Here is a 22,643-nt window from a genome sequence, read left to right as displayed (position 1 = left end):
AAGAGGTGAAAAGATGGCTGTAGATAAAATTATTATAAAGGGAGCAAGAGAACACAATCTTAAAAATATTGATGTTGAAATACCAAGAAATAAATTTGTTGTTTTGACTGGTCTTTCAGGTTCAGGCAAATCTTCTCTTGCTTTTGATACAATTTATGCAGAGGGACAGAGAAGATATGTAGAGTCCCTTTCTGCCTATGCAAGACAGTTTTTAGGTCAGATGAATAAACCAGATGTTGATTATATAGAGGGACTTTCACCAGCTATATCTATAGATCAAAAGACAACCAGCAAAAATCCGCGTTCAACTGTTGGAACTGTTACAGAAATATATGATTATTTAAGACTTCTATATGCAAGAATAGGTAAGCCTCATTGTCCAAAATGTGGTAGAGAAATAACTAAGATGAGTATAGATCAAATAGTAGAAAGGGTTCTTCAACTTGAAGAAAGAACAAAAATACAGGTTTTAGCACCTGTTGTTAGAGGCAGAAAAGGAGAACATTCAAAGCTATTTGAAAAGATAAAGAAGGATGGATTTGTTAGGGTAAGAGTAGATGGAACAGTTTATGATATAAATGATGAAATAAAGCTGGAAAAGAATAAAAAGCATAATATAGAGGTAGTTGTTGATAGAATAGTAATAAAGGAAGGAATTAAATCAAGACTTACAGATTCAATTGAAACTGCTCTGAAACTTTCTGAGGGACTTGTTATAATTGATGTAATAGAAAAAGAAGAGATGCTCTTTAGTGAAAACTTTGCTTGTCCTGATTGTAATATTAGTATAGGAGAGATTACACCAAGGATGTTTTCCTTCAACAGCCCCTTTGGTAAATGTGACGTGTGTGATGGTTTAGGTTCATTGATGGAGATAAGCCCTCATCTTGTTATAAAGGATATGGAGCTATCAATAAATGAAGGAGCCATAAAGCCTTGGGGTGAACTTAGAGATGATACTTGGACATATTCAATACTTTATGGCCTTTCAAAACATTATGGATTTAGTCTTGATGAACCCCTTAAAAATCTTCCTAAGGATATATTAAATTTACTTCTTTATGGTAATGATGGCGAAAAGTTTATGGTGAGTTTTGAGAGGGAATATGGGAAAGGCGAAATGATGTATAGCTTTGAGGGTATAATTCCAAACCTCCAAAGAAGATATAAGGAGACTAATTCTGAGTATATCAGGAATGAAATAGAGGGGTATATGGAGTTCAAAACTTGTCCAAAGTGTAAAGGAGCAAGACTTAGGGAGGAGAGCTTGTCAGTTACAATAGGTGGACTTTCAATAGATAAATTTTGTGATATGTCAATAAAAAAGGAGCTTGAGTTTATAGAAAATTTAAATTTAACAGAGAAGGAGGAAAAGATTGCCCACCAAATTTTAAAGGAGATAAAGGCAAGATTAACCTTCCTGATAAATGTCGGATTAGACTATCTAACTCTATCAAGAGCAGCATCTACATTATCAGGTGGTGAGTCTCAAAGAATAAGACTGGCAACACAGATAGGCTCAAGTCTTGTCGGAGTTTTATATATACTTGATGAACCAAGTATAGGACTTCATCAAAGGGATAACGATAGACTTCTTGATACTTTAAAACACTTAAGGGATTTAGGCAACACGTTAATTGTTGTAGAACACGATGAAGATACTATAAGAGCAGCAGACCATATAATTGATATTGGTCCTGGTGCAGGAACCCACGGAGGAAGAATTGTGGCACAGGGTACACCTGATGAGATTGCAGCAGATGAAAACTCAATAACAGGACAATATCTATCAGGTAGAAGAAGGATTGAAGTTCCAGAAAAAAGAAGAGAACCTAAGGGATATATTGAAGTTGTAGGTGCAGCAGAAAATAATCTTAAAAATATAAATGTAAAATTTCCGCTTGGTGTTTTTACTTGTGTAACTGGAGTTTCAGGTTCAGGTAAAAGTACGCTAATAAACGAAATTCTTTATAAAGGTGCAGCAAAGAGAATATTAAATATCAAAGATACACCAGGAAAACATAAGGATATATTAGGGCTTGAACAGATAGATAAAATAATAGATATTGACCAATCTCCAATAGGTAGAACACCACGTTCAAATCCTGCAACGTATACGGGAGTCTTTGATTATATAAGAGAAGTATTTGCTCAAACTCCAGAGGCAAAAATGAGGGGATATAAACCTGGAAGATTTAGTTTTAATGTTAAGGGTGGACGTTGTGAGGCTTGTTCGGGTGATGGTATAATTAAAATTGAAATGCAGTTTTTATCTGATGTCTACATTCCTTGTGAGGTTTGCAAAGGAAAAAGATACAATAGTGAAACGTTAGAGGTTAAATATAAGGGTAAAAATATAGCAGAAGTTCTTGATATGACAGTTGAGGAGGCATTAGAATTCTTTGAAAATATTCCAAGGATAAAAAATAAACTTCAAACACTCTATGATGTTGGGTTATCCTATATTAAACTTGGTCAGCCATCAACACAACTATCAGGTGGAGAAGCACAAAGGATTAAGCTTGCATATGAATTATCAAAAAGAAGTACTGGAAGAACGCTTTATATCTTAGATGAACCAACAACAGGTCTTCATATTGAAGATGTGAGAAGGCTTATTGAAATAATACAGAGATTAACTGATGCAGGCAACACCGTAATTGTAATTGAACATAATTTAGACGTTATAAAATGTGCTGATTATATAATAGACTTAGGTCCAGAGGGTGGGGACTTAGGAGGAACAGTAATAGCAGAGGGAACTCCAGAGGAGATTATAAAAGTTAAAAAGTCCTACACAGGAATGTATTTAAAGAAATATTTATAAAGGGGAAGTTTTTCTTCCTCTTTAATTTTGGAGGGGATTTTATGAATAAATTAAAAAGGTTTGTTTTAACAGTGTTGGCTTTTGGGGTATTTGTGTATTTATTTCTTCTTTCAATGATAATAGGCTTTGGTTTTTCAAGTAAAGAAAAAGAGGCCGATTGTGTTATTGTTTTAGGATGTAGGGTATATGGTAAACTTATGAGTCCTTTTTTGATGGAAAGAACTGATAAAGGGTTAAGTCTTTTAAACGAAGGTAAAGTTAAGTATATAATTGTGTCAGGTGGTAAAGGACAGGGGGAAGGTATAGAGGAAGCAGAGGCAATGAAGGAGTATTTGATAGCAAAAGGTGTTAGTAAGGAAAAGATTTTAGTTGAAAATAAATCGAAAAATACATATGAAAATTTAAAATACAGTAAAGAAATTATGAATAGAAAAAATCTTAAATCAGCCATTATTGTTTCAAATAAGTTTCATCTTTTTCGCTCTATGGTAGTTGCAAAAAAGTTTGGTATAAATGCCTCTTATCAAGGAGTGTTTGTTAAAAAGCACATTGGTGATGAAATTTATGGATATTTAAGGGAACCATTTGCTTTAATTAAATATATTGTAAAATCATATATTTAAAAAAATTAAAAAATTTATTATAATTAGATTAAGGAAGTGATTTGGGGGAAGTGCTATGAGTATTTTAAGTGAAATATATGATTTATCTAAAGAACCTATATTTTTTATATCTCCTAATATTGATATCAAATTTCACATCATAAAACAAAATAGAGATGCTTTAAACATTAGATTTAGAAATTTATTAGAGGATGACAAAGTTTGTGATGAGTATTCTATATTTAATATTGACTATTTGGTTAAACAAATGATTACATACTTAAATAATAGAGAATCTTCTTCTAATTATTTTGACGAAGTAGAAAAAAATATTGAAACATTTGAGGGAAAGTATGTATTTTATATAAATGCTTTTCTATCCTTCTATTATTTTGATACAAATAATTATGAGATGGCTGAACAGTATTTAAAGTATGCTCTAAATTATATAAAAAAGAATAAATGTACAGATTATGAAAGGATGTGCATATATTCTTTAACTGCAAATTTTCTACAAAAGACAAAGGATATATTTATAAGCGGCTCGGAGGCATATTTTTTAAAGGCTCTAAGGCTTGTAAAAGGAGTAGACAAGCTTGCAGAAATTGCTATACTTAATGCTATATCTTATCACTACCATAATATCGAAAGAATAGATGATTCTATAAAATATATTAACAGAGCCCTAAATATTGCAGATGAGATAAACATTCCTGATGTTGTTTTTTCAACATATAAAAATGCTGGTATTATTTATGTCACAAAGGGAAATTTTGAAAGAGCCTCATATTATTTTGAAAAGGCTATAAGATGTATAGAACACATTGAAGATAAGATGGAATATATTAAGTTATTAAACACCTTAGGTTATGTTGAGTTTTTAAAGGGAGATTTTAAATCTTCTATTGAAACCTTTAAAAGAGCAATAAATATTTTAACAAATCTTAGCAATGTAACGAAGCTTTTAGATGAATCAGTTAAAACCTTTGATAATATAGCCTTGACTTGTAAGTTTTTGGGTGATATAGAGGCTTCAATATATATGCAGGAATTGAGTAAGGATATTCTTGAGAATATTAATTATATTAATAGGGTTAATGAAGTACACAACTTAAGCAAGGTATATACTGACTTAGGAATTGATTATTTGATATATAAAAATGATATAAATAGGGCTGAATATTATTTAAAATTAGCATACAATTATACAGATGAAAATGAGCATTATATTAAAAGAAGTAAAAAGTTACTTTTAGATGCTTTGATAAATTATAATAAATATCAAGATGGACTTGATTTATTCCACAAGACAATTGATTTGTTAATCCAAAAGGGAAGCGATAATTTATATGTACAGATTATTCTTATGGAGTTTTTAACATATTATTATAGTTTATCTATGGATGAATCTAAATTTAATATGGCAAAAAATATTGCAGAAAAGTATTGCTTAGAAAAACAGTTTGAGGCACTTAAAAGAACTATATTAGAAAACTATAGAATAGATGAGTTTAATGTTTTATCAAATCCTCTTAATTTCTTTAGATTGCTTTCATTGCAAAGGAAACAAATACTTCTTGAAACAAGAAAGAGTAGGGATTATGAAATTTTTGAAGAACTGTCCTTTAGTATTTCTTCTTGTCAAAATATAGAGGATTTGTTTAAAACAGCTTCAGATGTATTGAACAAGTACTTCCTCTCTAAGAGTTTGTTAGTATTTTCCTATGATACACAGCAGGTTTTAGTTATATATTCAGACAGTGATTTAAAGGAAAAAGGCGTAGGTTTTATAAAGGAATTAGTAGATAATTTTAGAATGGATAGCGGAGTAATAAATTTAAATAACGAATGCACAAAATCCTGTATTGTTTCAAAGATAATGGACGATGAGGGATTATATTATTTTGTTCTCTGTAATGATTCTAAAAGTGATTGGTATTTTAATTTAGAACAGGTAAAGACCTTTAATCTTCTTGTGAATAATATGTTTTTAAAATATAAAAATATATGTCAACTGGAAACGATAAAACTTAGTGTAGTAACCGATTATATGACAGGGCTTAAGAATGCAGCCTATTACAATAAAAGAATTAAGGAATTGATCCAAAGATATAACAAAAATAATATTGAATTTGGTATGGCACTTATGGACTTAAATAAGTTTAAACAGATAAATGATAAGTTTGGGCACGAGGCAGGAGATAGTGCTATAAAACATTTTGCTAAAATACTTAAAAATGAAATGCAAAATACTGCTGAAATAATACGCTATGGAGGGGATGAGTTTATTCTTCTTTTTGAAGAGGATTATAAAAAGGTTGAAGCTTTAATATACAAGGTTAAATTAGAATTAAAAAATAATCCACTATTTATTGATGATGTAAAAATAATTTTAGATTTTTCCTATGGTATAGAGATGTATCACGGTCAGGGAGAAGCTAATCTGTTTAAAAATACAGATTTTAAAATGTATAAAAATAAGAATAAAGTTTCATAAATATTAAAGAAGTAAACAAAAGGAGTATAGCTTTTGTTTACTTTTATTTTTGGTTTAAAAAGATAAAATATGGTATAATATTTAAAAAAGAATACGAGGTGTTGATATGGTAAGATATGTTTCAACAGCATTAAAATTTATTATAATAGCAATTATCTATGTAATTATATTTAGGATTATAAGGTTAATGTATATAGATTTAAAAAGAAAAGGGAGATTAAAGGAGGATATGGACTTAGCTCTTGAAGTTCTTGATGCTCCAGAGGATATAAATATTTCAAGGGGCAGTGTTTATCCTATAAGGGATAGCATTACAATTGGAAGAAAAGAAGATAATTCAATAGTAATTGAAGATGCATATGTTTCTAACTATCACGCAAAAATTATATTAGAGGATGATATATATATAAAGGATTTAGATAGTACTAACGGTACGTACGTAAATGGTAATAGGATTGTTAGGCTGACTAAAATATCAGAAGGAGATTTAATTGAAATAGGCAGAATTACATTTAAGGTAATATAGAGGTGTAATATTATGGAACTTGAAAAAAAGGTACTACATAGCATTTATTTTGTAACCTTCTTTTTATTTTTTAATTTATGTTTTATTACAGAAAAAATAGATTTAGTTCCGCTAATTTTTTGTTTGTCATCAATAATTTTAATTGCATATTCAAATTTTATTATAAGAAAATTTTATCCAAGAGGAGATAAATTTTTATTTTTAATTTCAGTATTGCTATGTCAAATAGGAATTGTAATGATATATAGACTCGATATAAAAACAAAAAACTTTGAAATTCCACGATATGCTTTAAAGCAGATGACTTGGTTCACTATAGGTATCACTATTTTTATGATTATACTATTTATTGCTCCTAAAATGATAAGAATCTCAAGGTATAAGTATGTATATATATTTATTGCACTTTCACTTCTTATGTCAACTCTATTTATTGGAAAGGAAATAAAAGGTTCTAAAAATTGGATTGTAATAGGAGCCTTTAGTTTTCAGCCTTCGGAAATAGCGAAATTTTTTATTATTTTATATTTAGCTTCAGCACTTTCAAAACAGATAAATAAAAGAGACATAATAGAGACTGTTGTTTTTACTTTTTTTGCAATAGTATTTTTAGTTTTAGAGAAGGATTTGGGTGCTGCACTTATTTTCTTTGGTATTTATCTTGTAATGTTGTATATAGCAACGTCTGATGCAAAATACGTGGGATTAGGTCTTTTAGCCTTCAGTTTAGGTGGACTTTTAAGTTATTTCATATTTAATCACGTTAGAATTAGAGTACAAATATGGTTAAATCCTTGGAAATATAAACTGGATAAAGGTTATCAGATATGTCAATCCCTATTTGCTATAGCATCTGGTGGTCTATTTGGCCGAGGCCTTGGACTTGGTTATCCTTACCTAATTCCTCTTGCAATAAATGACTTTATATTTTCTGCAATTGCAGAGGAATTTGGATTAATTGGTGCCTCTGCTCTAATAATTCTATATTTTTTGCTTGTATATAGAGGGCTAAGAACTGCAATTTATTCTAAGGATAATTTTTCACAACTTGTAGCGGTAGGTATTTCAAGTATGCTGGCCTTTCAGGTTTTTGTAGTAATTGGTGGGGTAACAAAAATGATACCGATGACAGGTATAACATTACCCTTTGTAAGTTATGGTGGAAGTTCTATGCTATTAAACTTTTTATCTTTAGGTGTTCTATATAAAATTTCTGAAGGGAGATAAAAATGAAGGATAGGGAAGAAAATATTAAAAAAGTTATTGTCTTCTTTGTTTTATGCTTTTTATCAATAATAACTTACTTAATATATTTTAATTTATATACTGCAGATAAAATAAAATATGATATTTCTAATCAAAGAGTAATAGAAGAAGAAAAAAATACAATAAGGGGTATGATATTGGATAGATACGGTGAAATTTTAGCAGAAACGGATAAAAAGGGTGAAAGAAAATATCCCTTTGGAAGTTCTTTTGGAAATGTGACAGGGTACATAAGTAATAAATTTGGCAAAGCTGGTGTTGAGGCATTTTATAATAACATTCTACTTGGAAGAGAACAGTTTTTAGGAGATTTTGTTGATGTTTTTGGTAGCCTTAGACAATCAGTTTTAGGCCAAAAGAAAAAAGGAGATAATGTAGTTTTAACAATAGATTCAAAACTTCAAAATAAAATATATAATAGTTTTAGAAATGATAAAGGAGCAGCAGTGTGTATTAATCCAAAAACTGGAGAAATATTAGCTATGGTTTCAAAACCATCAATAAATCCAAATAAAATAGATGAAAACTTTAATGAATATTCTAATGACAATATTGGTAAACCCTTTTTAAATAGAGCAATTCAGGAATATTATCCTCCTGGCTCTGTATTTAAAATTGTTACTACAGCAGCAGCTCTTGAAAATATAGAAGATATAGATAGTTATATAAATAATTGTGATGGTATATTAAAGGTTGGAGACAAGATTATAAAGGATTATAGGGAAGAAAAACACGGAAAAGTAGATATTAAAAATGCCTTTAAGGTGTCCTGTAATAATACATTTGCTAAATTAGGATTAAAACTTGGTTATGATGTTTTAAAGAATGAAGCAGAGAAATTCCTGTTTAATAAAGAAATTTATATTAAGGATGATTTTGCAAAGATAAAGATAAAACCTGCGTTATATGAATTCAATGAAAGGGATGAGTTTTCGGTAGGTATAAGTGCAATAGGACAGCACGAGGTTAAGGCAAACCCGATGACTATGGCACTTATGACGTGTGCAGTAGCAAATGATGGTAAAATAATGCAACCATATATTTTAGATTCAATTGTTAATTATAAAGGTAATTTAAAATATAAAACAAAACCTGAAAAGTTGGCAGATGCAATTGATTTAAAAACTGCAGAAACGATTAAGAATTATATGATTTTAACAGTAAAAGAGGGTACTGCAAAAAAAGCAAGAAACAGCATACCAATAGCAGCAAAAACAGGTACTGCTGAAAATGCAATTGGTAAGGAGGCACATTCTTGGTTTGTTGCATTTGCACCAGCAAACAATCCACAAATTGTTATAGCGGTTGTAGTTGAAAATGCAGGTGCTGGTTCTGGTAGGGCATTAGACATAGCAAAGGAGGCTATATCACATTATTTAAACAGATAACAAAACACTTGTTCGCTTGCTTCTTTTGTAATATACTATTATTGAGATTATGTAAACAGAAGGAGCAAACAAATGACTGGCAAAACGCACTTAGGTATTGGAGTTATGTTTACTGTTATATTATCAGAATACTTTAAATTATCCTTAACAACAGGTGCTTTAGTTGCTTGTGCGTTAGCTTCACTTTTGCCTGATATTGACCATCCAAAGAGTTTCATAAATCAGTATATACTTCCTTTTAAAAATAAATTAACAAAGACAACATTTTATATTACTTTAGGAGTTATTATATATCTAATAAATTCGTTTTACTTTAATTATACCTATTTTAAAATACTCTCTTTTTTTAGTGTTCTTATTGGGTTTTCTACACATAGGAATGGCCTTACGCATAGTTTATTTGGTTTTATTTGTTTTGTTTCTTTATTTGGATATGCTGCAATTTTATATGGATTTAGGGAATGTATAATTCCATTTTCATTAGGATATATAATGCATCTAATTGCAGATATGTTTACGAGTAAAGGCATACCTATAATGTATCCCTTTAAAAAAAAGAAGTTTAAAATGCCCTTCACATTTAAAGTTGGTTCTTGGCTTGGCAATATAATTGAATCGGCTATAATATTAACCTTTTTAGTTTATGTTGCTTGGAGATTACCTATTATCATAACTAACTATAAGTAGGAGCTGATTTAATGTTTGAAGAAAGGTTAAAAAATTTGCCTGAACAACCAGGTGTTTATATTATGAAAAATGAGCTTGGTGAAATTATTTATGTTGGTAAGGCAATAAATCTTAAAAATAGAGTCAGACAGTATTTTAAAGGGGGAAATCATCCACCTAAGGTAAGAGTAATGGTTTCAAACATTTCAGATTTTGAATACATTATAACTAATTCAGAACTTGAGGCTCTTATTTTAGAGTGTAATTTAATTAAAAAATATAAACCAAAATATAACATTCTTCTTAAGGATGATAAACAATATCCCTTTATAAAGGTTACTCTTAATGAGGAATATCCGCGTGTTTTTGTAACAAGAAGATACGAGAAGGATGGTTCAAAATATTTTGGGCCTTTTACTGATGTTTCGGCAGTAAAGGAAACTATAAATTTAATTAGAAAATTATTTAAATTAAGAACCTGCAGAAAAAGCTTAAAGTATGGTGTTGAAGTTGATAGACCTTGCTTGAATTACCATATAAATAGATGTTTAGCACCCTGTACGGGAAAGGTTGATGTTATAGAGTACAGGCAGATAATTGATGAAGTTATTAAACTTCTTCAGGGTAAATATGATGAGCTAATTAAAATTTTAGAAGAAAAAATGTATGATGAATCTAGTAAGTTAAATTTTGAAAAGGCTGCAGAATATAGAGATCAAATAAATTCTATTAAGAAGATTCAAGAAAAGCAAAGAATTATATCCAGTTATTTAGAGGATGAGGATGTTATTGCCTATGCTAAAGATGATGAAGGTATGTCCTTTGAAGTATTTTTTATTAGAAATGGTAAGTTGCTTGGAAGAGAAAATTTTTATTTTGAAGATGTAAATGAAGATGCTGTGTCTCAATTTATAGTTCAGTTTTATGAGGAGAGAGAGTTTATACCTAAGGAGATACTTCTATCTAATGAAATACCAGAGGTAAATATAATTGAATCATATTTAACAAGCAAGAGGGGAAGTAAAGTTACTGTTAAAGTTCCAAAAAGAGGAGAAAAAAGTGAAATTATCGAGCTTGCTAAAAAGAATGCCTATGAGGCACTTAGAAATATAAGAAATAAAATACAGGAGGAAAAATTAAAGACAGAATTTGTACTATATGAACTAAAAAGAGTACTTGATTTGGATATACTACCCAAGAGAATTGAAGCCTATGATATCTCCAATATACAGGGGACAGATAGTGTAGGTGGGATGGTGGTTTTTGAAAATGGAAAGCCAAATAAAAAGCAGTACAGGAGATTTAAGATAAAAACAGTAATTGGTGCAGATGATTTTAATAGTATGGCTGAAATAGTTGAGAGAAGGTTTAAAAGAGGATTAGAAGAAATCAAAAATCTTTTAGATGGAGAAAATGGGCTAGAGGATGGAAAATTTTCGATTTTTCCAGATTTAATATTACTTGATGGTGGAGAACTGCAAGTAAAGGCTGTTAAAAGAGTTTTGGAGGAAATGGGATTAGTAATACCTATATGTGGGATGGTAAAGGATGATAAACATAAAACAAAGGCACTCTTTTATGAAGGTAGAGAGATAGTTTTAGATAGACACTCGTATTTATATAGATTTATTTCTGCAGTTCAAGAGGAAGTGCATAGATTTGCAATAAGTTATCATAGGGGATTAAAAGCTAAAAATACCTTATCATCTATTTTAGATGATATACCTGAAATAGGTAAAAAGAGAAAAATGGCACTTTTAAAGCATTTTAATAGTATAGAGGAAATAAAAAAAGCAAGCATAGATGAACTATTAAAAGTAGATGGGATGAATGAAAAGGCCGCGTTATCTATTTATAATTATTTTAACAATAATAATCTTTAACAAAACTTAACAATAATGTATAATGATTAATGAAATAAATTCTTAGGAGTGATATAAATGAAGATACTTGTTGATACACATACCCATACTATAGCAAGTGGCCACGCTTATAGTACTTTATTAGAAAATTGTTTAGAGGCAAGTAAGAAGGGAATAAAGCTTATTGCATTAACTGATCACGGACCAGCAATGCCAGGAGGCCCGCACATTTTCTATTTTGGTAACCTTAAGGCAATTCCAAGTGAAATAAATGGAGTTGAAGTTTTAAAGGGTGTTGAAGCAAATATTATAGATTATGATGGTAGATTAGATTTAGATGAAGAAAGATTGTCAAGGCTTGATATAGTTGTAGCCAGTCTGCACGATGTTTGTATTACGCCAGGGAGTAAAAAGGACAATACAAGAGCTATTATAGGTGCAATAAAAAGTGGAATGGTTGATATAATTGCACATCCAGGGAATCCAGCCTTTGAGATTGATAAAAAAGAAGTTTTAAAGGCTGCAAAGGATTACAATGTTTTAATTGAAATAAATAATAGCTCACTTGGAATATCAAGACCAGGAAGCTATCAAAACTGTAGTGAAATAGCAAGGATGGCTGTTGATATGGGAAACCTACTTACATTAGGTAGTGATGCACATATATGTTATCATATTGGTGAGTTTAAAGAGGCTTTAAATATGTTAAAGGAGTGCGGAGTAACCGAAGAGAATATAATAAGCACCGATGTTGAGAGATTAAAAAGATTTCTCAAATTAAGAAGAAATAAATAAGGAATTAAATAAAGAATTAAATAAAGTGCCCTATGAAGGATATAATGATTTTAATCCATTCATAGGGCTATAATTTTAAATATATAAGTAAGTAAAAAGTCGACATATAACTTATAATAGATGCATTAATTTGTAACATTATTCTTGATTTCTGCATTAATTATATATATACTTAAAATTGCTTAAAAAATCAAAAGGAGTTGAAATGATGAATATAGATGAACTTAAAATAGAATTAAAATCCTTTTTTGGTGAAGGTGAAATAAAGTTTGATGAACCTATGAGGAATCATACCTCCTTTAAGGTTGGTGGGCCCTGTGATATTATGATAATTCCAAACTCTAAAGAAAAGCTAATAAAGGCTTTAGAGCTTATAAAAAAATATAATATTCCTTATTTTATAATGGGTAAAGGAAGTAATTTAATAGTAAAAGATGGTGGTTTTAGAGGAGTTATTCTAAAATTGACTGGACTTGATTATATTATAGTAAAGGATAATAATATTATTGCAGGAGGGGGTGCTTCTCTCTCAAATACTGCAAGGGAAGCCCTGCTAAATTCTCTAAAGGGAATGGAATTTGCCTCTGGAATTCCAGGTACGGTTGGAGGTGCCGTTGCTATGAATGCAGGGGCATACGGAGGCGAAATAAAGGATATTATCGAATGGGCAGAATGTGTAAATGATAATTTAGAATTAATCAAATTAACTAAGGAAGATTTAAATTTATCATATAGGCATAGCAGGGTTCAAGAGGAAAACCTTGTGGTAGTTGAGGCTTGTTTTAATCTTGATAAGGGTAATTATGATGAGATTAAGAGCAATATGGAGGAACTAAATAGACGTAGAATTGAAAAACAGCCTTTAAATTACCCAAGTGCAGGAAGTACATTTAAAAGACCAACTGGATATTTTGCAGGTAAACTTATTGAAGATTCAGGACTTAAGGGATATAGATATGGTGGTGCTATGGTATCAGAAAAGCACGCGGGTTTTGTAATAAATTATGAAAATGCGACAGCAAAAGATGTTTTAGAAGTTATAAAACACGTTCAAGATGTTGTATATGAAAAGTTTGGAGTAAAACTAGAGACAGAAGTTAAAATAATAGGTGAGGATTAATTCTTCAGGCTGTTGAAAAAGTTATATATTGATTAGCCCCATGAAGGATTTCTTGGGCATCGATTCATTTCGCTAAGCGATTCTAAGCCTTTCTTTGTTTGAAAAAGTCCTACCCTCGCGATGCCATCGTCCTGATGGCCGCTCGGCTCGGCACGTCCTGTGCCGAATTACGGACTTTTCCAAAGTCGAAAAGCTAAGAATTGCTAAAGCTCACGAAAGAGCCCATTGAAATCCATTCATGGGGCTTTTTCAAAATTTAGCTAACAAGTAGGTTTGTCAACAATCTGGAGGATTAATTCTTGCCTATTATTTTAATTTTATATATAGAAAATTCAAAATTTTCAATATTAAACATTGAGTAATGACTAAAAATTAGTTATTATAATATTAGGCAGACTTATTTTAATTGAGGAGGGGGTAACATTGAAAATAAGAGAGGCTATTAAAGGAGTAAGGCCTTATCAAGCTGGTAAACCGATAAGTGAAGTAAAAAGGCAGTTAGGATTAGAAGACATAATAAAACTTGCATCTAACGAAAATCCATATGGTTGTTCAGAAAAAGTAAAAAAAGCAATGTACAGTGCAGTTGATTCAATCAATTTATATCCAGATGCATCAAACTATGAGTTAAAAAAAGCTCTTGCTGAACATATTGGGGTTAAACCATCAATGATATTTTGTGGCACAGGTTCTGACCTATTAATAAGGGTTTTATGCAGTGTTTTTATTGATAAAGATGATGAAATTATAATGGGAGATATATCATTTCAAAGATATGAGGATTCTGCTAAAATAATGGGTGGAAAAGTAATAAAGGTTAAAATGAAGGATTATAGATTAGATGTTGAGGCAATGGTAAATGCAATAACAGATAAAACAAAAATTATATGGTTTGCTACACCCAATAATCCTATTGGTACAATTGTTAAAAGTAATGAATTAATGTGGGCATTAGAAAATATACCAGATGATATAATTGTTGTAGTTGATGAGGCATATCGTGAATATGTAAATGATAAGGATTATCCTGAAACAGTACCACTTCTTGATAAATATAAAAATATTGTAATTTTAAGAACTTTTTCAAAGGCATACGGTCTTGCGGGTTTAAGATTAGGTTATGGAATTGGAAGCGAAGAAATTACTCAATATATGAATTCAGTTATAGGTCCATTTGATACAAATTTAATTGCACAGGAGGCAGGTATAGCAGCTTTAAGAGATGAAGAATTTTTAAAATTTGTTGTTGAAAAAAACGAAGAGGGAAGGCAATATTATTATAAGGAATTTAATAGATTAGGGTTAAAGTTTATAGAAAGCCAAGCAAATTTTGTTATGGTTGATACAGGCAAAGATGATATGGAGGTATTTAATAAACTTTTAAGAAAGGGTGTAATTGTAAGACCAGGTTCTTTGTTTGATATGTCAGGATGGCTTAGAGTTACAGTTGGAACAATGGAACAGTGTCAAAGATTTGTAAAATCACTTGAGGAAATAATAAGGGGCGAATAATCGCCCCTTAAATCATTTAATAAAGTTTGCAAATGTAGTAATAATTATTGAGTTTGTAAAGTCTATTAGGAATGCACCGACTATTGGTACAACAAAGAACGCCTTTGGTGCAGCACCATATTTTTCACAAATAGCTGTCATATTTGCCATAGCATTTGGAGTTGCTCCCATACCAAATCCACAAATACCTGCGGACATTACAGCTGCGTCGTAATCTTTACCATTTAGATTAAATACAATAAAGTAAGCAAATATAGCCATAAGAATTGTTTGAACAATTAGTATTGCCAACATTGGACCTGCAACTTCTTTAAGTTCCCAAAGCTTAAGTCCTATTAAAGCCATTGATAGGAATACGTTTAATCCTATTGAGCCTAAAATATCAGCACATTTTTGGTTTATATGATATTTTCCTGTTGATTCTCCAATATTTAAAATTATTGCTGCTATAATCATTGCATTTATGTAGGATGGTAGAGTGATGTTTTTGCTCTTAAACCATAATTCAAGTACAGCACCAAGTGACATTGAAATTATAATTACAGTGAATGTTTTAAACATTTCTTCATAATTCACAACATCAGTTGTAATAGCTACTTCATCTAAATAGTCTGAAGCATGAGATTTTAGATTGTTTTTAACTATAAGTTTTCTGCCTATTGGACCACCAATTAAGCTTCCCATAACAAGTCCAAATGTAGCGGCTGCCATCGCAGCAGTCACAGCACCATTAAATCCATAGGATTTTTCAAATAGTTCTCCAAATGCTGCACCTGTACCGTGTCCTCCTACCATTGTTACTGAACCAGCTATAAGTCCAAGCAATGGGTTAGCTCCAACAGCCTTTGCTACAAGTACTCCTAATGTATCTTGTAGAAGCACAAGAACAACAGTACATAGGAAGAATACCAATACAGCAAGTCCACCTTTTTTAAGAAGCTTTAAACTGGCAGTTAGACCTATTGTTGTAAAGAATACAAGCATAAATGGTTTTTGAAGAGTAGTGTCAAGAGTGAGTTTTAGTATTCCATTTTCTCTTAGGATTAAATTTACAATTGCAAATAGTAATCCACCAACAACTGGTGCAGGTATACAGAACTTTTCAAGTACTTTTACCTTTGAGCGTATATACACACCCAAATAGTAAACTACTACGGCAAGTCCGACCGTTTGAATCATGTCGAGTTTTAGTTCCATAATAATCCCCCTCATGCAAAAATTTTGTCGTATATTTTTATAATTACAGAAAATTCGAAAAAAGTCAACAATAATTTTAATAATTTTTTAATAAAATTATTAAAATGTGCAAAAAAATTAGCATTTAGTCGTAGAATTAAATATTTTTAAATCACATAAATTAAAAATAGATAGTAAGAGAAGGTGTAGAATATAAAAAATATTATTTAAAAAACTTGATAAAATAGAATACATATATTATAATTATAACATACCCCAGAGAGGTATAAAAGGAGGAGAAAAAATGAAGAAGGCTTATATCGATCCACAAAAATGTGATAGATCACCATTTTGTCCTGCTAAGAGAGTTTGCCCAGTAGGTGCTATAACTCAAGATAAAGCAGGATTTTTCGGTGGAGGTATTTCAAAGGTAGACGAAAGTAAATGTGTTGGATGTGGAAAGTGTGTAAGCTATTGTCCAGCAAGAGCAATAACAATGAAATAGGGGGTATCCCTACTTACTGAATAGTTGCAAAACAAAATGGTAAAGGGTTCTATAATGGAATTTAAAGGAGAAAACATTCCTAAAATCCATTATAGAACCCTATTTATTTTAGTTATTTATCCTATATTTTTCTTTAATATATTGAAGTGCATTTTCAAATTTATTTGATTTAATCTTAGGATATGCACGTAAAAGTAATTTTTGTTTAAAGCTTAATCTGTTTAGTATTTTTTCTTTTATAAAGTTTAGATTTTCAATTTTATTTTCAAGTTTAAATTTAGTTTCAGAACTTACAGACTCGCTAAGTTTATCTAATGTATTTTTAATTTCAGTTAGAATTTCTTGTAATTCAATATAGATTGATTTTAATTGGAATAGGCTATTTATAGTTAAGACAGCATCTATTAAAATACAGGCAAATAAGATATTATATATCCATTCTCCATATCTCTCACTTATAAATAATATAATTTTGTTTATTTTTGGATGAATCAAATTCATAAAAATTACTGCGAATATACCCCAATAAATAGAGAATTTTAAACATACGTAACCTTTTATATTGAACTTTTCGTTTGAATAATCCCACCACTTTGAATGGAATAAAATTTCAAGTAAGTATCCGGTTATGTATTCAATGATACTGGCAATTATTGAACCTATTAAAAAGGTTAATACAAAGTTGTTTTTAAAGGGAGTTAAAGAAATTATAAATATAACTGCTGAAAAACCATATATAGGACAAACTGGACCGTATAAAAATCCTCGATTTATAAAACGTTTATTTTTATAAATATGATATAATACTTCTATAGTCCAACCAAAAAATGAGTAGATTACAAAGGATAGAAAAAGATAATAAAATCTATTCAAACCTATCATCCTCCTTAAAATAAATAATAATTGGTTATCAAAATTTAATAATAAATAATTATACCACTTAGTATAAAAAAATCAATTTGAGGTGAATTGATATATGGATATGTTTGAAATACTTAAAAAAAACAAAGACAATAGGCCACTTGCAGAAAGAATGAGGCCAGAAACTTTAGATGAGTTTGTTGGTCAAAAACATATACTTGGAAAAAACAAAATGCTATATAGGGCAATTATGACTGATAATTTATCCTCTATAATATTATATGGTCCTCCTGGTACTGGTAAAACAACTCTTGCTATGATTATAGCAAATACTACTAAATCGGAGTTTAGACAAATAAATGCGGTTTCTTCAGGTGTATCCGATATTAAAAAAATTATAGAAGAGGCTCAAAATAATTTAAAAATAAATTCTAAAAGAACAATTCTTTTTATAGATGAAATACATAGGTTTAACAAATTACAGCAGGATGCCTTGTTGCCTTATGTTGAGAGGGGTATTGTTGTTTTAATAGGGGCAACTACAGAAAATCCATATTTTGAAGTAAACAAGGCACTCTTGTCAAGGTCGATGATATTTGAATTAAAGGAATTAACGCAGGATGAAATATTAGATGTTTTAAAAAATGCTTTAGAGAGTCCAAAGGGTCTTAAGGAATATAATGTTGATGTAGATGAAGAGGCCCTTAAATACATTGCATATAATGCTGGTGGGGATGTAAGACGTGCATTAAATGCGTTAGAGATGGCAGTAAAAACATCTGAAAGAGTTGAGGGTAAAATCAAGGTAACATTAGAGGATGCCTATGAATGTATTCAAAAAAGAGTAATTTTATATGATAAAAATGGCGATTATCATTATGATTTGATTTCAGCCTTTATAAAAAGTATGAGAGGTACAGATCCAGATGCAGCAATATATTATCTTGCAAAACTTATTGAATCTGGAGAAGACCCAATGTTTATTGCAAGAAGAATTATGATTTGTGCAAGTGAAGATGTAGGGAATGCTGATCCTATGGCACTGGTTGTTGCAACTAATGCAGCAACAGCTGTGAGTATGATTGGTTTTCCTGAGGCAAGAATAATACTTGCACAAGCAACTGCATACGTTGCGTGTGCACCTAAAAGTAATGCTTGCTATTTGGCAATTGATAGTGCACTTGAGGATGTTAGAAAAAATAATGATTCTGGGGTGCCACCTTATTTAAGAGATGCACATTATGAAGGAGCAAATAAATTAAGTAGAGGAATAGGTTATAAGTATCCACACGACTATAATGGATATGTTAAACAGGATTATCTGCCTAAGTCGCACATTGGAAATAAGTATTACATACCTAAAAATATAGGATATGAGTCTAAGATAAGAGAAAGGTTAAATAAATTAAAGGAAGTATATGAATAATTTAGGTATAATGCAGAAATAATAGTAAATGTTAAAATTAATATTTTTAAATTCAAAGTTGACAAAAATAGTCTGCTATGATAAGCTGAAAATGTAAATCATATTAATTTACTCGGAATTTAATTTGAGGTGATTGTTTTGAAACTATCAACACGAGGGCGATATGGTGTTAAGGCAATGTTTGAGCTTGCTTTAAATTATGGTAGTGAGCCTCTATCAATAAAAACTATCTCTGAAAAACAAAATATATCCGAATATTATCTTGAGCAATTGTTTGGTTCCTTAAGGAAGGCAGGTCTTATTAAAAGCATAAGAGGTGCACAGGGCGGATATGTACTAAGTAGACCACCTTCAGAAATAACGGTTGGGGACATTTTAGATGTATTAGAAGGACCAATTGAAATTTCTGAATGCATAGATGATGAAGATAATTGTTCAAGAATTGAGTATTGTGCAACAAGACTTTTGTGGATAAAAATAAGGGATAGTGTAAATCAAGTGACTCATTCAATAACATTAGAAGATATGGTGAATGACTATAAATCAATGAATATTATAACAAGTATTAAAAGGGGAGAATAACTATGGAAAAAAGGTTTGTTTATATGGATCATGCAGCCACAACATATACTAAACCAGAAGTTTTAGAGGCGATGATGCCTTACTTTACTGAACAATTTGGGAATGCATCATCAATATACAACTTTGGTAGAAGATCAAAGGCAGCAATAGAAGAAGCAAGAGAGAAGGTTGCTAAGGCATTAAATGCACTACCAGATGAGATATATTTTACAGGTGGTGGTTCTGAGGCTGATAACTGGGCTATAAAGGGAGTAGCCTTTGCAAATAGGAATAAAGGTAATCATATTATAACAACTAAAATAGAGCATCACGCGGTATTGCATACTTGTGAATATCTTGAAAAACAAGGTTTTGAGGTAACATACCTTGATGTTGATGAATATGGTTTAATAAATCTTGAAGATTTAAAGAATGCAATAACTGATAAAACAATTTTAATAACAATAATGTTTGCAAATAATGAAATAGGTACTATTCAACCTATAGCTGAAATAGGTAAAATTGCAAGGGAAAGAGGAATATATTTCCACACAGATGCTGTTCAAGCTGTAGGAAATGTAGAAATTGATGTTAAAGAAATGAATATAGATATGTTGTCTCTTGCAGGACATAAATTCTATGGACCAAAGGGTGTTGGAGCTCTATATATAAGAAAAGGTGTAAAAATTGATAATTTAATACACGGTGGAGGACAAGAAAGAAAGAGAAGAGCAGGAACAGAAAATCTTCCAGGAATAGTTGGATTAGCAAGAGCAATTGAGCTTGCAACATCAAATATAGAAGAACACAATAGAAAAATAAAATCTATGAGGGACAGACTTCTTAAAGGAATTATGGATGAGATACCATATACTAAGTTAAATGGTCATCCAGAGAAAAGATTACCAGGCAACATAAATGTAAGTTTTCAGTTTATAGAAGGAGAATCACTGCTTCTATTATTAGATCATTATGGAATTTGTGCTTCAACAGGCAGTGCTTGTTCTTCAGGTTCTCTTGATCCTTCACACGTACTTATGGCCATAGGGCTTCCACACGAAATTGCACACGGTTCTTTAAGACTAAGTCTTGGAGATTTAAATAAAGAAGAAGATGTTGATTATGTCTTAGAAGTTTTACCACAAATAGTACAAAGATTAAGAGATATGTCACCATTATACGAATCATTTATTAAAGAAGGGGGAAAATAAAAATGTATAGTGATAAAGTAATGGACCATTTTATGAATCCAAGAAATGTTGGAGAAATAGAAAACGCTGATGGTATAGGTGAAGTTGGAAATGCAAAGTGTGGAGATATAATGAAGATTTATCTTAAGGTTGAAGATAATAGAATAGTAGATGTAAAGTTTAAAACTTTTGGATGTGGTTCAGCTATTGCTTCAAGTTCAATGGCAACAGAACTAATAAAGGGAAAAACTTTAGAAGAAGCTTGGGAACTTACAAATGTTGCAGTTGCAGAAGCTTTAGATGGACTTCCACCAGCTAAAATGCACTGTTCAGTTTTAGCAGAACAAGCAATTCATAAGGCAATTAACGATTATAGAATTAAGCAAGGATTAGAACCTTGGGAAGATAGATTTAGTGACGATGACGACCATCATCACGAATAATAAGTAGGTGAATGTATGAAGGAAAAGGTTGTAATAGGGATGAGCGGCGGAGTAGATAGCTCCGTCGCTGCATATTTACTTAAGGAACAGGGATATGATGTAATTGGTATAACTATGGAGGTTATACCAAGAAATTTAGAATTTGAAGAGAGAGAAGGAGGATGCTGTTCTCTTTCTGCTGTTAATGATGCTACAAGAGTTGCAGCTAAACTTGATATTCCATACTATGTTTTGAATTTCAAAGAAGTATTTGAATCTAAAGTTATTAATTATTTCATAGATGAATATTTAGCAGGTAAGACACCCAATCCTTGTATTGCCTGCAATAAGTTTATTAAATTTGATGAGTTTTTAAAAAGAGCAGAATTACTTGGTGCAAAATATATAGCAACTGGACACTATGCAATTATTGAAAAGGATGAAAAAACAGGCAGGTTTTTATTAAAAAGATCTAAAGACGATAAGAAAGACCAAACCTATGTACTTTATAATATGACACAATATCAACTTGAACATACTCTTATGCCACTTGGTGGATTTACTAAAGATAAAGTAAGAGAGATAGCAAGAGAAATTGGACTATCTGTTGCGAATAAAAAGGACAGCGAAGAGATATGTTTTATTCCTGACAATGATTATGCAAGGTTTATAAAAGAAAGAAGACCAAATGATATTAAAGCAGGTTATTTTGTTGATGTTGAGGGAAATAGGCTAGGAAAACATAAAGGAATAGTACATTATACAATCGGTCAAAGGAAAGGTCTTGGATTATCATTAGGAAAGCCAGTATATGTAATAGATATAATACCAGAAAAGAATTTAGTTGTGGTTGGAGATGAAAAGGATATATTCAAGGATACACTGTATGCTGAAGATGTAAATTTTATTCCTTTTGAAAAGCTTGAAGGTGAAATGAAGGTTACAGCAAAGATTAGATATTCAGCAAAGGAAGCTGATGCTATAATAAAACCATATGGGAATGGTGTTTTAGTAAAGTTTGAAACTCCTCAAAGGGCTATAACAAAGGGACAATCGGTTGTATTTTATGATGGAGATATAGTTGTAGGCGGAGGAATAATAAAATAAGTAAACAAAGGTGATTGTCACCTTTGTTTACTTATTTTTGTTTTTTAGGCTCTTTGTCAATTGTTGGGGCGGGTATTCAATTAGAATGCCTGTCCTTTCTTGTTTGAGAGTGATTTTATAAAGATAGGTTGGATGGGGGAGAGTCCCCTGCAAAAAATTGCAGGACAAAAAGACCAACGGGAGTTGGTTTTCTAAAATTTGGTATTATAATTTACTTTAATTACAGCAATGAAGAATTCTATTTCTAAACCTATCAAAGTTTTTAAAGCCGAAGGCATTTCTTTTAATAACTTTAATTTTGTTATTAAAGCCTTCAGTACAAGCATTTGTATAT

General features: G+C 30.7%; 20 protein-coding genes. 17 read left to right on the top strand and 3 right to left on the bottom strand.

Annotation, left to right across the window (positions count from 1 at the left end):
- Positions 1-13 precede the first annotated feature (13 nt).
- The 11 genes from uvrA (at position 14) to hisC (ending at position 15,061) form a co-directional block, all read left to right on the top strand.
- Entirely contained in the window at positions 14-2,827 is a 2,814-nt protein-coding gene (uvrA, locus tag A3M9_RS0103635) for an excinuclease ABC subunit UvrA (protein WP_027308005.1), read from the top strand.
- Between the two features lie 41 nt (positions 2,828-2,868).
- The gene (locus tag A3M9_RS0103630; protein ID WP_027308004.1) at positions 2,869-3,450 is read left to right on the top strand and encodes a YdcF family protein; all 582 of its coding nucleotides are present in this window, start codon (positions 2,869-2,871) and stop codon (positions 3,448-3,450) included.
- 55 nt (positions 3,451-3,505) lie between these two features.
- The gene (locus tag A3M9_RS0103625) at positions 3,506-5,926 is read left to right on the top strand and encodes a tetratricopeptide repeat-containing diguanylate cyclase (protein WP_027308003.1); all 2,421 of its coding nucleotides are present in this window, start codon (positions 3,506-3,508) and stop codon (positions 5,924-5,926) included.
- A 106-nt stretch (positions 5,927-6,032) separates the two neighbouring features.
- Positions 6,033-6,452 carry an FHA domain-containing protein gene (locus tag A3M9_RS0103620; RefSeq protein ID WP_035165787.1) on the top strand — a complete coding sequence of 140 codons (420 nt, stop codon included), beginning with the start codon at positions 6,033-6,035 and terminating at the stop codon, positions 6,450-6,452.
- Positions 6,453-6,464: 12 nt separating this feature from the next.
- On the top strand, positions 6,465-7,679 hold the full coding sequence (locus A3M9_RS0103615; RefSeq protein ID WP_035165785.1) for an FtsW/RodA/SpoVE family cell cycle protein: 1,215 nt from the start codon (positions 6,465-6,467) through the stop codon (positions 7,677-7,679).
- A gap of 2 nt (positions 7,680-7,681) precedes the next feature.
- A complete protein-coding gene (locus A3M9_RS0103610; RefSeq protein ID WP_027308000.1) occupies positions 7,682-9,106 on the top strand; it encodes a penicillin-binding protein 2 in 1,425 nt (474 codons plus the stop codon).
- Between the two features lie 72 nt (positions 9,107-9,178).
- Positions 9,179-9,793, top strand: a complete 615-nt coding sequence (locus A3M9_RS0103605) for a metal-dependent hydrolase (RefSeq protein WP_027307999.1) — start codon at positions 9,179-9,181, stop codon at positions 9,791-9,793.
- Positions 9,794-9,804: 11 nt separating this feature from the next.
- The gene (uvrC, locus tag A3M9_RS0103600; protein ID WP_027307998.1) at positions 9,805-11,655 is read left to right on the top strand and encodes an excinuclease ABC subunit UvrC; all 1,851 of its coding nucleotides are present in this window, start codon (positions 9,805-9,807) and stop codon (positions 11,653-11,655) included.
- A 57-nt stretch (positions 11,656-11,712) separates the two neighbouring features.
- A complete protein-coding gene (locus A3M9_RS0103595) occupies positions 11,713-12,429 on the top strand; it encodes a phosphatase (protein ID WP_027307997.1) in 717 nt (238 codons plus the stop codon).
- Positions 12,430-12,634: 205 nt separating this feature from the next.
- A complete protein-coding gene (murB, locus tag A3M9_RS0103590; protein ID WP_370882841.1) occupies positions 12,635-13,549 on the top strand; it encodes a UDP-N-acetylmuramate dehydrogenase in 915 nt (304 codons plus the stop codon).
- Positions 13,550-13,972: 423 nt separating this feature from the next.
- Entirely contained in the window at positions 13,973-15,061 is a 1,089-nt protein-coding gene (gene hisC, locus A3M9_RS0103585; protein WP_027307995.1) for a histidinol-phosphate transaminase, read from the top strand.
- A gap of 12 nt (positions 15,062-15,073) precedes the next feature.
- On the opposite strand, the gene gltS is transcribed toward hisC, so the two are convergent.
- The gene (gene gltS, locus A3M9_RS0103580) at positions 15,074-16,258 is read right to left on the bottom strand and encodes a sodium/glutamate symporter (RefSeq protein ID WP_027307994.1); all 1,185 of its coding nucleotides are present in this window, start codon (positions 16,256-16,258) and stop codon (positions 15,074-15,076) included.
- Positions 16,259-16,541: 283 nt separating this feature from the next.
- Here gltS and A3M9_RS0103575 point away from each other — a divergent pair, with 283 nt between their 5' ends.
- A complete protein-coding gene (locus tag A3M9_RS0103575; RefSeq protein ID WP_027307993.1) occupies positions 16,542-16,742 on the top strand; it encodes a 4Fe-4S binding protein in 201 nt (66 codons plus the stop codon).
- A 108-nt stretch (positions 16,743-16,850) separates the two neighbouring features.
- On the opposite strand, the gene A3M9_RS0103570 is transcribed toward A3M9_RS0103575, so the two are convergent.
- Positions 16,851-17,615: a putative ABC transporter permease gene (locus tag A3M9_RS0103570; RefSeq protein WP_159431454.1), complete on the bottom strand. Its 765-nt coding sequence runs from the start codon at positions 17,613-17,615 to the stop codon at positions 16,851-16,853.
- 103 nt (positions 17,616-17,718) lie between these two features.
- On the opposite strand from A3M9_RS0103570, the gene A3M9_RS0103565 reads away from it, so the two are divergent.
- From A3M9_RS0103565 to mnmA, 5 genes are all read left to right on the top strand, one after another.
- The gene (locus A3M9_RS0103565; RefSeq protein ID WP_027307991.1) at positions 17,719-19,029 is read left to right on the top strand and encodes a replication-associated recombination protein A; all 1,311 of its coding nucleotides are present in this window, start codon (positions 17,719-17,721) and stop codon (positions 19,027-19,029) included.
- A 138-nt stretch (positions 19,030-19,167) separates the two neighbouring features.
- The gene (locus A3M9_RS0103560; RefSeq protein WP_027307990.1) at positions 19,168-19,611 is read left to right on the top strand and encodes an Rrf2 family transcriptional regulator; all 444 of its coding nucleotides are present in this window, start codon (positions 19,168-19,170) and stop codon (positions 19,609-19,611) included.
- A 2-nt stretch (positions 19,612-19,613) separates the two neighbouring features.
- On the top strand, positions 19,614-20,801 hold the full coding sequence (nifS, locus tag A3M9_RS0103555; protein ID WP_027307989.1) for a cysteine desulfurase NifS: 1,188 nt from the start codon (positions 19,614-19,616) through the stop codon (positions 20,799-20,801).
- A 2-nt stretch (positions 20,802-20,803) separates the two neighbouring features.
- Positions 20,804-21,223, top strand: a complete 420-nt coding sequence (gene nifU / locus A3M9_RS0103550) for a Fe-S cluster assembly scaffold protein NifU (protein WP_027307988.1) — start codon at positions 20,804-20,806, stop codon at positions 21,221-21,223.
- A 15-nt stretch (positions 21,224-21,238) separates the two neighbouring features.
- Positions 21,239-22,309: a tRNA 2-thiouridine(34) synthase MnmA gene (gene mnmA / locus A3M9_RS0103545; protein WP_027307987.1), complete on the top strand. Its 1,071-nt coding sequence runs from the start codon at positions 21,239-21,241 to the stop codon at positions 22,307-22,309.
- A 216-nt stretch (positions 22,310-22,525) separates the two neighbouring features.
- On the opposite strand, the gene A3M9_RS14365 is transcribed toward mnmA, so the two are convergent.
- Positions 22,526-22,643 (bottom strand): transposase (locus tag A3M9_RS14365; protein WP_143290224.1); only part of this gene is annotated, 118 nt, incomplete at its 5' end.

This window comes from Caloramator sp. ALD01, from assembly GCF_000472625.1.
GTDB lineage: Bacteria > Bacillota > Clostridia > Clostridiales > Caloramatoraceae > Thermobrachium > Thermobrachium proteoclasticum.
Note: the sequence above shows the minus strand (reverse complement) of the source record. Positions and strands in the feature narration are given on the sequence as shown.